Origin of the sequence: Psychromonas sp. MME2 (genome assembly GCF_040566515.1) — a bacterium.
In the GTDB taxonomy this organism is placed as follows: Bacteria; Pseudomonadota; Gammaproteobacteria; order Enterobacterales; family Psychromonadaceae; genus Psychromonas.
In genome coordinates, this window is the sequence record NZ_JBEWXI010000006.1 from 104839 (window position 1) to 117751 (window position 12913).

General features: G+C 38.7%; 7 protein-coding genes and 2 pseudogenes. 6 read left to right on the top strand and 3 right to left on the bottom strand.

All coding sequences use genetic code 11. The annotated features are described in order from the left end of the window. The first annotated feature begins 155 nt into the window (after positions 1-155). The 5 genes and pseudogenes from AB1A03_RS06425 (at position 156) to AB1A03_RS06445 (ending at position 6796) form a co-directional block, all read left to right on the top strand. Entirely contained in the window at positions 156-2531 is a 2376-nt protein-coding gene (locus AB1A03_RS06425) for a glycoside hydrolase family 3 N-terminal domain-containing protein (RefSeq protein ID WP_354623826.1), read from the top strand. Between the two features lie 426 nt (positions 2532-2957). Then, positions 2958-3914, top strand: a complete 957-nt coding sequence (locus AB1A03_RS06430; RefSeq protein ID WP_354623827.1) for a glucokinase — start codon at positions 2958-2960, stop codon at positions 3912-3914. Between the two features lie 96 nt (positions 3915-4010). Next, on the top strand, positions 4011-5039 hold the full coding sequence (locus AB1A03_RS06435) for a glycoside hydrolase family 3 protein (protein ID WP_354623828.1): 1029 nt from the start codon (positions 4011-4013) through the stop codon (positions 5037-5039). Between the two features lie 44 nt (positions 5040-5083). Next, positions 5084-5143, top strand: a pseudogene (locus AB1A03_RS06440) (hypothetical protein); the annotation flags it as partial. A gap of 48 nt (positions 5144-5191) precedes the next feature. Further along, a complete protein-coding gene (locus AB1A03_RS06445; RefSeq protein WP_354623829.1) occupies positions 5192-6796 on the top strand; it encodes a glycoside hydrolase family 3 protein in 1605 nt (534 codons plus the stop codon). Between the two features lie 403 nt (positions 6797-7199). On the opposite strand, the pseudogene AB1A03_RS06450 reads toward AB1A03_RS06445, so the two are convergent. Continuing rightward, positions 7200-8584 (bottom strand): annotated as a pseudogene (locus AB1A03_RS06450) (carbohydrate porin). Between the two features lie 1561 nt (positions 8585-10145). On the opposite strand from AB1A03_RS06450, the gene AB1A03_RS06455 reads away from it, so the two are divergent. Next, positions 10146-11309 (top strand): glycoside hydrolase family 5 protein, encoded by a 1164-nt coding sequence (locus tag AB1A03_RS06455; protein WP_354623830.1) that lies wholly within the window; start codon positions 10146-10148, stop codon positions 11307-11309. A 257-nt stretch (positions 11310-11566) separates the two neighbouring features. Here the strand turns inward: AB1A03_RS06455 and AB1A03_RS06460 are convergent, their stop codons facing one another. Then, positions 11567-12493, bottom strand: coding sequence for a glycoside hydrolase family 5 protein (locus AB1A03_RS06460; RefSeq protein ID WP_354623831.1), 927 nt, complete (start codon positions 12491-12493; stop codon positions 11567-11569). Next, complete coding sequence (locus AB1A03_RS06465) at positions 12438-12878, bottom strand: hypothetical protein (RefSeq protein WP_354623833.1); 441 nt, start codon at positions 12876-12878, stop codon at positions 12438-12440. The genes AB1A03_RS06460 and AB1A03_RS06465 overlap by 56 nt, the downstream gene beginning before the upstream one ends. Positions 12879-12913: the final 35 nt, after the last annotated feature.

Consider the following 12913-nt stretch of genomic DNA (forward strand, 5'->3'; position numbering starts at 1 on the left):
GTTTGATTTTTGTTCGATCATAATGTTCTTTTATTGTGCTATTTGGTTGTTGAATTTAGTTATTTGGCAAACATGATCTAGATTTAATATTCACTTTTTTAAATCATTCATATTACCCCTCACTAAATAATCAATCGACTAATGAGAACCATAATATGAGCATTTATAAAAACCCCAATCATAGCGTTCAAGAGAGACTTGAAGACTTAATGAGTCAAATGACTTTGACTGAAAAAATAGCGCAGTTAGGTGCTCAATGGTTAATTTTAAGTCCTGATGGTGACCATCAAGATCGTGAATTAGAGATGGCTTCCGGGGATGCTCGTAAACCGATTGATGAACGTTTAAAACATGGTTTAGGGCAAATTACACGTCCTCTTGGAACACATACTATTGCAGCAGAAGAGGGTGTTAAAGCGCTTAACTTACTGCAAAAATATTTAGTGGAAGAGACCCGCCTTGGTATACCAGCAATGTCTCATGAGGAGTGTTTAGTTGGCCTTATGGCAAAGGGCGCAACGCTGTTCCCGTCATCACTTAATTATGGTCACACCTGGAATCCTGAGCTTATCGAAGAGATGGGGAGAATTATCGGGGAAGAGGTACGTCAAGTAGGTGCGCATCATGGCTTGGCTCCTGTTCTTGATGTTTCCCGCGACGTGCGCTGGGGTAGAACAGAAGAAACGTTAGGTGAGGATCCATACCATGTTGGTGTACTTGCAACCAGTTATGTGAAGGGGCTGCAAACTGAAAAACGTGATTTATTAGCAACATTAAAACATTACGTTGGACATTCATTCAGTGAAGGTGCGCGTAACCATGCTCCTGTGCACCTTGGATTTAAAGAACTAAATGATACTTTTATGCTGCCATTCGAAATGGCGGTTAAGTTAGCAAATGCAGGCTCAGTTATGCCTGCTTACCATGATATTGATAATGAGCCATGCCATAGCTCAGAATATTTACTGACAACGGTATTGCGTGATCAATGGGACTTTGATGGCTTAATTGTTGCTGATTATGGCGGTATTGAATTACTCGCTTCTCATCACGGCATTGCAGCGGATCGCACAGAAGCGGCTGCTCTCTCTTTTAATGCGGGCCTCGATATTGAATTACCAGATGATGCCTGTTCAAGTTATATTCAAAATGCAATGGATAGAGGGTTGATCTCATTAGAGAAAATTGATGAAATTGTTGCTCGTATATTAAAAGTTAAGTTTGAATTAGGTTTATTCGAAAATCCATACTGTAAAGAAGAGAACATTGAACTTCAAACTGAAGAAGCAAAAAAAGTTGCTTATCAAGTGGCTTCTCAATCAGCGGTTTTAATGGAAAATGATGGTACGTTACCGATTAAAACAGATCAAAAAATAGCCGTAGTGGGACCAACTGCCGACGATCAGCTTGCTCTACTGGGGGGATATAGTTTCCCGATTCACCTTATCCTTAGTAGCATGGATGATGGGGAAAAAGTATCAAAAACCATTTTAGAAGCAGTTAAAGATCAATTTACTGATGTTTCATATCTTAAAGGGTGCGAAATATTAACAGAACGCCACGCAAACGCCCCTGTTTTCCCTGGTGATGTTGATATGGCAATGGGGCAGAAGTTAGAGTCTCCTGTATCAAAAGATACGAGTCAAATTGCAGCAGCTGCAAAGCTGGTTGCAGAAGCCGATATTGCATTAGTTTGTGTTGGTGACTTAGCAGGCTTATTTCAAACAGGTACGATTGGAGAAGGCTCTGATACCGATAGCCTAGATTTGCCTGGTGTACAACAAGCGTTGATTGATGCTGCGATTGCTACTGGCAAGCCAGTTATAATCTTAGTAACAGGTGGTCGTCCCTATAACCTAAATGGCGCTGAAGAAAAAGCTGCTGGTGTGATTTTTGGTTGGGCCCCTGGACAAGAAGGTGCCGATGCAATCATTGATATCATAACTGGTAAAGTAGCGCCATCTGGTCGTTTAACGTTATCTATCCCTAAGAATGCAGGTGCAGTACCTTATTACTACAATCATAAATTAAAGAGTGGTGGAACACCGATTGCTTATCATTTTGGTTCTAAATATAACTTTGGTTACGGGCTAACGTATTCAAGTTTCGACTATAAAAACATATCCATTGATAATCACTCTGTTGATATTAATGGAACGATTAATGTGTCAGTCGAAATTGAAAATACCAGCGCTGTTGACGGCTGTGAGGTTGTTCAATTATATGTTAAAGATAAACTGTGTTCTTTAGTAAGACCTATTCGAGAGTTAAAAGGTTTTGTTAGAGTAGATATCAAAGCAGGTGAAACAGGTATTGTAAATTTCTCATTGCCTGTTGATATGCTTAACTTTACTGACAACATGCATCGTCGTGTAGTTGAGCCCGGTGACTTTGAAATTATGATTGGTCGTTCAGCTACAGATATCGTGTTTAATGAAACCGTAACAGTAACGGGTGAACTTAATGTATTACCTAAATACTGGAAGATGATCTGTGAAACAGAAGTAATGACTGAAAAAAAAGATAGCTAAAACATATAAATAGTCACTCCCGTTTCGGTAATTTTTACTAAGATTGGAGTGACTCATGATAACAAAGTTTAATTTAAGTGGTTAAAGAGACCATCTATCTATTTATTCCAATTGGTATCACCCGAACACTATAATTTTCACCTTACCCTTTCCTCCTTCGTATTGTCTGTAACTGAAAATACAACATATTGAACAGCCCCTCTTTTATATAGCGCAACTATTAATCTGTGCTGCCTAGAAAAGAGAGATACCAAATCTCATATAGAAGATACAAGTTTTCACTATTTAAATGCTCATCGTTCACTGGCATCATTGTTGATAAAATTTAGATGACGTATTTGACTATTACAGTTGTCAACAAAAGGTCACTGGCGCAATAATCAGTGCTTGTAAAAATAATTAAAGTTTACTATTTAGGGGAAAAACATGTTATCAGTCGTTGCTGATGTTGGTGGTACAAATATTAGGCTTGCCGTCTGTAATCTTGACTCAGGAGAGTTGGGGCAGTTAAAAGAATTTGCCTGCCAGGATTTTGCAACACTTGAAGCGGCTCTTGTTTACTATTTTTCTGAATTACAAGGTCAAGTTAAACATCTTTGTATTGGCATTGCTTGTCCTGTTGAGGACGATTATATCGCAATGACTAATTTAAAATGGGCTTTTTCACAAAAGGAACTTAAAGAAAAATTACAATTAACGTCTTTATATTTGCTTAATGACTACACAGCCATTTCATTAGCAGTACCGTTTCTCTCCGCAGAAGAAAAAATTCAGATTGGTGGGGGAAACGCTCAAACAGATGGTCTCACTGCGGTGTTTGGTCCTGGAACGGGGTTGGGCGTATCACACATTGTCAAACTAGAAGGTAAATGGGTGAGCTTGGACGGAGAAGGTGGCCATGTCAGCTTTACAGTTAATACACGAGAGCAATCTGAGGTTTTATTTTTATTACAGGAACAGTTTGGACATGTTTCAGCTGAGCGTATTTTATCTGGGCAAGGGTTAGTAAATTTATACCAAAGTCTTTGCCTCTTGTCTCATCAACCAGCAAAATTTGACCAACCTAAAGAGGTTACGCAAGCTGCATTGGATGGTAGTTGCGTTATTGCGCGAAGAAGTTTGGATGTTTTTTGTCAGGTTATGGGTGGCTTCGCGGGCAATATAGCTTTGAATTTGAACTGTACGGGGGGCGTTTATATTGCCGGAGGTATTGTGCCTCGCTTTATAGACTTTTTTCAATCGAGCGAGTTTAGATATTATTTTGAAGAAAAAGGGCGATTTAAAGACCATCTTTCAACCATTCCTACCTTTTTGATAACTAATGCTAACCCAGGGTTATTGGGGGCAAGTATTTATCTTCGCCAGGAGTTGGCGTTTCTTTAATAGTTCATATTGAGTTTGAATGCATTGTTATAGGCTCATAACGACCTTCGATTTATTGATTTATTACAAATTTTTAATAATAGTAGAGAATAGTATATGCAAACTAAAATGATAAGCTTGGCACAGGAAAAGCTTATTCCCATAAGCCGGCAATTGGCTTGTGAAGGAATAGTCCTTCTTGAGAATCGCAATGCCGTACTTCCTATCAAAAAGGGAGAAAAAATATCCTTATTTGGACGTTGTCAGGTCAATACCTATCGAAGTGGTACGGGATCTGGCGGGGCTGTTAACGTTCATTATGCTGTGAATGCGTTAGAGGGGCTGCGCAGTAATCCTACCATTGACATTAATGAAGAACTGGCTGCTGTCTATGAAGAATGGATCAAAGTAAATCCTTTTGATGATGGAGGTGGTGGTTGGGCTGCTGAACCTTGGTTTCAGCAAGAGATGCCTCTGAATACCGAACTTGTCGAACAAGCTGCGAAAAATTCAGATAAAGCGCTTATTTTCATTGGTCGTACTGCTGGTGAAGATCAAGATAACGCTGATGCTCCAGGTAGTTACCGTTTGACAGAGCAAGAAGAAGCGATGATAACTGGCGTCACAGCTCAGTTTGATAAAGTGATTGTGATCCTTAACATTACTAATATTATGGATATGTCTTGGCTGAATACCATAGATAATAAAGAATCGATTCAGGCGGTTATTTACAGTTGGGCTGCAGGGATGGAAGGTGGGCATGCTCTCGCTGACGTTATCTCCGGAAACGTATCTCCAAGTGGAAGAATGTGCGACACCGTTGCCTATCAGTTATCAGATTATCCTTCATCAGCTTATTTCGGTCGTAAAGATTATAATTGTTATGTTGAAGATATTTATGTCGGATATCGTTATTTCGAGACCTTTAAGCCGCAAGCAGTACAATATGAGTTTGGCGCTGGGCTTTCCTACACCGAATTTAGTCGGGAATTACAGTCCTATTCAATTGAAGGTACGGGTATAGAGCGTATACTTCATTTGGATTTTTCACTGCAAAATATAGGTGAAGAGTACACCAGTAAAGAAGTGCTGCAAGTATATTGCGAAGCGCCACAAGGGCATCTTGGTAAGCCTGTTGAGTACTAGCTGGCTTTGCTAAATCTGAGGCTCTTAAGCCTGGTGATGTACAAATTCTTCGGGTTTCTATTGCACTTAAGTCCCTCGCCTCCTATGACGATAGTGGTGTCACTGGGCATCGATCCTGTTATGTTCTGGAAGAGGGGAGTTACCAGTTTTACGTGGGGGGCAGTGTACGTAAAGCAGTTCCAATTCCCACAACAATAGAGCTAGATGAACTTTTAGTTGTTGAAAATCTAACTGAAGCTTTAGCACCTATCTACCCATTCAAACGCTTGAAACCAGGCGCTCTTAAGGAAGATGGTACTTATGAAGAAACCTATGAAGCTGTACCTCAAAGAGCCATCTCTCTCAAGGAAAGAGTTGAGTCTGCAATGCCTGCTGCTTTGAAGTTAACGGGCTATCAGGGGATTCAACTTAAAGATGTTAAAGAAGGGCAAAATAGTATAGAAGAGTTTGTTGCGCAGATGAGTTGTGAGGAGTTAGCCTCTTTAGTTCGAGGTGAAGGGATGTGTAGCCCTAAAGTTACGCCTGGAACCGCGGCCGCTTTAGGCGGTCTTAGTGATAACCTTTTTCATCTTGGCATTCCTGCTGTTGCGGTAGCTGATGGGCCTTCAGGTATACGTATGGATAGTGGTCACAAGGCAACTCAAGTTCCGATAGGTACTTTGCTTGGATGTACTTGGAACAAAGCACTAAATGAGGAGCTTTTCTTCCTGATTGGTCAAGAGCTTTGTGCTAATAAAATCGATAGTCTTTTAGGCCCTGGCATTAATATTCACAGACACCCGTTGAATGGCCGTAATTTTGAATATTTTTCTGAAGATCCTTTGATGACGGGAGTCATGGGCGCGGCTCAAACTCGCGGCTTAAAAAAAGCAGGAGTATCTGGAACTATTAAGCATTTTGCCGCTAACGATCAGGAGACTGCGCGAGTTGATGTAGACAGTATTGCATCGGAGCGCGCCTTGCGTGAAATTCATCTTAAAGGTTTTGAGATGGCAGTCAAAGAAGGAGAAGCATCTTCTATCATGACCTGTTATAACCCAATAAATGGTCATTGGGGCGCTTCTAATTATGATCTCAATACTTCTATTTTGCGTGGCGAGTGGGGCTTTAGCGGTCTGGTTATGACGGATTGGTGGGCGAAGATGAATGATCCCATTGAGGCCGGAAAAGAAGATAAGAGATTCACTTCTTTTATGATTCGCGCACAGAACGACATTTACATGGTTGTTGAAAATGATGGTGCCGAATCTAATAGTATGAAAGACAATACGTTAGAGGCTTTGCAGCAGGGCACGTTGATGTTAGGTGAATTACAGCGTTCAGCGATAAATATTTGTCGATTTATCATGGCAACTCCTGCTATGGATAGACCACTAGAAGCCTATGATCCGATTAAGACGTTTATCGCACAAAGTAATACTTCTAATGTTGCAGCAAAAGCTATGCAAGATGAACTCGTTATCAATACTAAAGTCAATAAATCAATGATGATAGAAGTGCTTGAAGCTGGTGTGTATCAATTTAGCGGTGTTGGCCATTATGATCGCAACTCTCAGGCACAGTCATCTTGTAGCATCAGTCTTAATGGCGTTTTTGCTATGTCTCTTCCCATGAATGGGACTAGCGGCGAAAGTATTGTTGTAGAGGGACTGGAGGTAAGGCTGGGTAAGGGATACTACGAACTCACCCTCGATTTCGTGAAACCGGGGTTAGCGTTAGAGCGATTGATGTTTACCAAAAAGGAAGCTTTAGATTGAGCAAAGATGAATTGATTCGCATGATTTAGTAACCTAACTTAAAAAGGCAGAATAGTTTAGACTAATCTGCCTTTTTTAGATTAATGGGGAGCTTATACCAATTCCGATAAATAGCTGATTCTATTTTACTGGTTAAAACCACTTACTGCTGCGTTGTAATTTTCGCAAAGGGAATAACCATTTACGTCAAATTACGCCTTGAATTAAGCTGTTTTTCCTACGCGAAATTTAGATCACATACTTACCGGAGTTGGTATTACCACTGTTTGCTCAAGTCCGCCTGTTCTAGCAGAGTATGATTCGTCAACTGAGAGAATCCGAGATGCCAACTCTAACTAGATTTAGAGATCGCCAGATTGAAACGATCTCTATGAATCATACATATATTTACAGTATGAGGGGATTACCACCAAGCTTCAAACATACCACCAAAAGTCGCAGTATCTAAATTAGAAGAATCATAGCTATTATCATCCCTCATTCCGATATACTCATTATCTGCATTCCCAATAGTTGCAAAGAAACGTATCATTGGTCTAGACCATGTTTCAGGCCCGATTGCAATATTTTGTGATATCGTGAATTTCCAAGATTTATTAGTCGCATCTAAATCCCCATAATCAACAACACTGTAGCCAGCTTCTAGCCATGTAGAATGTATATCATTCCATTGGTATGTAGGGCGAACTATCATATTGTAGCTTTCACTATCTTCTATTTTGGTAATGATTGTTCCTTGATCTGAGCCATCACTTACCTTATAGGTACCTTTAGCACCATTTACATCTTGATAAGATGTAAGATACTGTAGGCCAATTTTGTCAGTAAATTTGAAGTTGCCTTCAAGACTAAATAATAGCGCATCGACACCGTCTGCTAAATCAAACGTGCTATTTACTGCATTACTTGAATAACGAACAACCAGGTGTTGATTATGTATCTTTCCTTCAGCAGCTATTTGGTAGGCATTGCTAGAAGTATTTTCAGATCCTTCTTCATCTTTTTTTATTTGATCAGATGAAAAACCGTAGTTGGCATAAAAAGCAAGATTAAGGAATCACCAATTGTAATATTGCTTAATTTACTGGTGATTGCATATCTGCCATTATCTCCAACCATATCATCATCAACTTGTGCCACAGCGGATAAGTCGAATTTCAGCTCATCAATATTTAAATTATAGAAACCAAAGCCCTGTCCATCATGCATCATCCAAAAATAATCATTAATATCAAACTGAGGGCGTTGATGAAAATCACGTCCAGCCCAAACATATAGATCGGGTTGTGATTCAAATATATTTGTAGCACCCGCATACATTTTTTTAACTTGAACACCACCATCATCAGCCCATTCTCTATCAGCCCAATGATCAACCATGAAGACTAAATCCCATTTTGTGTTATTTGCACCTTCAAATACTTTAGCAAATTGGTACTCCCCCCCATTTTGCTCATTACCTAAACGGCCTGTTGCATTACCAAGCGATGAACCGTGGCTTCGAACTGTTTTTGCATCACTATTTTGAAAGTTAGCCCCATAACGAGCATAGCCTGAAAATACGATACCATGTTGAACTGGTGTCTCTGGCGTTAATATTGCGGGTTGTTGATCATCTTTATAATTAATTATTTGTAATTTTTTCTCGAGTTCATCAAGTCGTTTTACAAGAGTATCTATATTCTCTTGCTCGTTAGCTTGGTCAGTATTTTGATCAGCTAACAATGAGGTAGAGGTTAGTGCAGAAAGAATAGCAAGGGTTAAATTTAAATGTTTGATTTTATTCATGTTATGTCCAGTATGATTAATTAGCTTTCGCAATGCTATGAAAGCTATTTCATTTATGTATGTAAAAATTTTAAGCAATGCCTTGAAATGTTAAGAAATATCAAGTTAATTTTTTGAGTGATTAGAAATTCGGGGATAATGCGTTATCGCCTGCTATGCGATCTCTTCCTTCTGTTTTTCAGAATTGGTCGCATTCAAATCATGTAGGTCAATATCATTAAAAGTCACATTTACCTCACAAAATAAAAACTGATATAACATCAATCCCATCATTATCTAGTCATTAATTGTTGTTAAAATGAATGCTGGCTTTTATTTGTTTTGCAATTAAAACAGCTGGTTACTGAAATAAATAGATAGCGTTCACCTCTGTAGTGGTTGTAGCTGCTCTTTCATTCATTTGATATTCCGGAAAGCATAAATATCAACAGGAACAGAATGCTGCTAGCTCACGCATTTATGTTAACCAATAAAGAAGTGGGCATACTTACGGTACAAAACAAATATATTTTATTTATTCATAGTAAGGCTCCTAATTTAATTCAATATACGACTGGTGCGGGATATAACAGCTGACAAAAATGCGCAACTCTAATCAGCCCCAGTTCATTCCTCTTTAGCTGTAGCTTCCAAGTCATTCCCTAGGTTAAGTTATCAGCCCAATTGTGTTTGTTGTAGACCTCTGGACCATTCCATGAATAAAGATCTTTATAATAACTTTCGGATAAGAGGATAGAGTTATCTGCAGAAGTAGAGTCTTCTCTCTTACGCCCGATTAAGTTGTATAATGAAGCTAGTAAATATTAAAAACACCCAATAGCGCGTTTGAAAAATATTCATTATAAATCCTTATAAAGTCATTAATTACAGCATCGAAAACGTTTTCATTCTATTCCAACAATATCAATTAATTAAAAGCGTGTGAATGCTGTAAATTAGTATTGTCGTTGTGATATTTAGTATAAAAATGTTCATAATGACGAGTGTCTAGAATTGAATTAAAAGCAGATAATTGAACGCCCTCTTTTTTCCGTAGCACATTGATTTGGTCACCTAAGTAGAGGTGATATTTTTCATTTCAATAATTTTGTTGGTGGTTGAAATCTGCACTATGGGCAAGTGAAATTTCACTCTAAAGTTTCGATTAGAGTCAGCACAATGAGTTGTTGAGCAGGGCTACTCGGTACGTAAATCAGTAACAGCGATGAACGTCGGTGAATCAGAAAAAAACACCCCGTATTGAAGAAGATAAAACTATGGTTGAGATTCAAAATATATGTCATTTCAGTAAAATAGAAGTATCTTCTTGTACATAGCGGTTTTATCGCAAGGTGCTATTTTCTTTGCCCTTGGGGACGCTAGCTCGAAATTCTACATTTCCTTGAAATACCTGCTTTAAATTAGGCTATTCGTTCCCGTCATTATTAACATTTTTATGCTAAAGGTTACAACGATAATACTAATTTCTATCATTCACACGAGCTCAATTAATTGATATTGTTGTTTAAATAGGATGGAAGTGTTTTCGCTGCTGTAATTAATTACTTTATAAGGATTTATCATGAATATTTTTCGAACACACTATTTGATGGTTTTAATATTTGTGGGTTGCATTTATAATTTAGTCGGTTGTAACGGGGGAGATTCTACTTCTACTTCTGTAGATAATTCAGTCGTCTTATCCGAGAGTTATTATAAAGATCTTTATTCATGGAATGGTCAAGGGGGGCTGCAACAAACGCAATTAGGCCGAGGACTTAACCTAGGAAATTATTTAGAAGCGCCAGCTGAAGGTGAATGGACTGGTGGGCGTTTACTCGTTGAAGAAGACTTACAACGAATTTCTGATGCCGGATTTAAAACTGTACGAATCCCTGTTCGCTGGACTGCTCATACCGAGCTGGAATCTCCTTATGCCATTGATTCTGTATTTATGGAACGTGTAAAAGAAGTTGTTGGCTGGGCAAATAACGAGGGCCTTAAAGTTATCTTAAATGTTCATCACTATGAAGAAATGATGAATGATCCTGAAAATATGCAATCAAAACATGTCTTACGTTTGCAGAGTATATGGCAACAAATTAGCGAACAATTTCCTCTCTATGAATATCCCCGTGACAATCTTATTTTTGAGTTATTAAATGAGCCTAATGGCACCATAGATTACAGTGATTGGAACAATATAATTGCAAAATTGTTAAATGTTATCTGGAGTGATATGGCCACGCAACAAAATAACGGTACAGAGCAGCGAACTGTGATGATTGGCACCGCCAATTGGGGGCATCCAGATGGCTTAACTAAATTATCATTGCCAGATACGGTGAACGCAACTAATACAATTATTACTGTTCATTATTACGAACCTTTCCATTTTACTCATCAAGGCGCTGAATGGGTTGCTGGTGCAGATAAATGGGTTGGCACTCCTTGGCTAGGAACCGCAAGTGAACAAACGCCTTTGATCGCGTTGTTTGATAGAGTAACCACATGGAATAATCAAGCTAATCGTGGCTTTGAAATATTTATGGGGGAATTTGGTGTTTATTCTCAATTCTCAAATCCATTACATCAAAAGGCATGGACGGCATTTATTGCCCGTGAAGCAGAAAAAAGAAATATTAGTTGGGCATATTGGGAATACGCATCCGGTTTTGGTGCCTATGATGCGAGTACGGGGCAATGGCGAGAGCAACTAATTAATGCCCTTATTCCGATACAATAGTTTGTGAATAAATGTATTCAGTAATAACTATATACTGAATATAATAGATTTCCCGCTTGAATAAACAGCCTTAAGTTAGGTCGTTTATTCAAGCGCAGTGTATGTTATGGTGCAAAGATTAAGCGATACCCCTATATTTCAACGTGCAAACTCTCTCATTCATTTTTCCTCCACAAGCTATGACCATAATATTATGTGTACTCCCTATATATTGGCAATGAATAGCTAAAAAGCGCTGTTAAGGCGATATTAATAACTTAATCTGTTGAGGGGGAGGAAGGATTAATTGCTTGAAAAAAATCTTCATGCCACTCTAGTTGAGGCGATCCATTGCGGATATTTTTTTGCGTGAAAGAGATTATTTCATCGTATAAATCAGTCGGGGCTCGTTGGTTATTATTAATGTATGACTTCAATTTATTATAAGCAGTAGTTGAAGGGATGGTCCAAAGGGTTTTGTCATGAGATATTTTCTTAAATGACCAAGGAAAGTAACCCACGAGCTCTTTTTTTGCCCAGCTAGATATGGCAAGTAAGTTATTGTTATCACTTTCGCCAAACTCTCCCAGAATTAATGGAATGTTTAGATTATTGGTGATCTTTTCACGACCAAAGGTATCACTAGCTGGACCATAGTGATGAATTTCATAGACGAGGTTATCATCCCATTGTGAATTGATTCCGGTCTTTTCTTGAACCAAGGGATTCGTCCAATCAATTTTGCTTAAGTCTGAGCTCCACCAGGATGTTTCAGCGACAATAATGTGATTATTGTCAACTTCACGGATCGCATTACGTATCTTAATTAGTGACCCTAGTAGTTCATATTCTCGACCGTCTTGTGGCACCGGTTCATTAAGTAAGTCGTAGCCCCAAATAACGGGTTCTTCTTTATAGCGCAGGGCAATATGCTGCCAAACTTTGCTGGTGATTTGAATATACTCATCTTTATCCCAAAAATAAACACTACTTCTGGGTTGTGTAGCATTTGAGTCTAAGTTATCACAATGGTCCCCTGGATTTTGGTAACCTGGGGCTGCGTGCATGTCGAGCAACACATAAATATCATGTTTACGAGCTGCATTAATTAATAGGTCAAAATATTGAAAACCATCATCGCTTAACTGGTTATTTTTCCAAAACATATTGTAGTGAAATGGCACACGAAGCAGAATTAAAGCCAAGTTGTTTTAACTCCTTTAACGTTTGTTCATTGACATAATTTAGGCGCCATTGATGTTCAAATTCAGCCGATTTATCTGCACTGCCAAATACGGTCGTTAATGAGTTAAGAAACTGTGTATGGGTGCGATATTTATAGTCTCCCATCATCAAATATCCTTCCCATAATAACCAATTTCCTAAGTTAATTCCGTAAAGGTAGAGTGGGTGATTATTTTCATCCAGAATCTTTTTTCCATCGGTGTGCACAAAATGAGGGAAAGAAGGTGTTGATGTTGAGGCCAATGCGGATGTACTCAGCAAAACGCCAAGTAAAGCGCTAGCAAAGCTAAATATAATGGATTTCTTGACTGGGATAATTGGCTTGACCATCTTTTTTTGTCTCATTTGTTTTCGAATATGAGATTAATAGCAACGCCAAT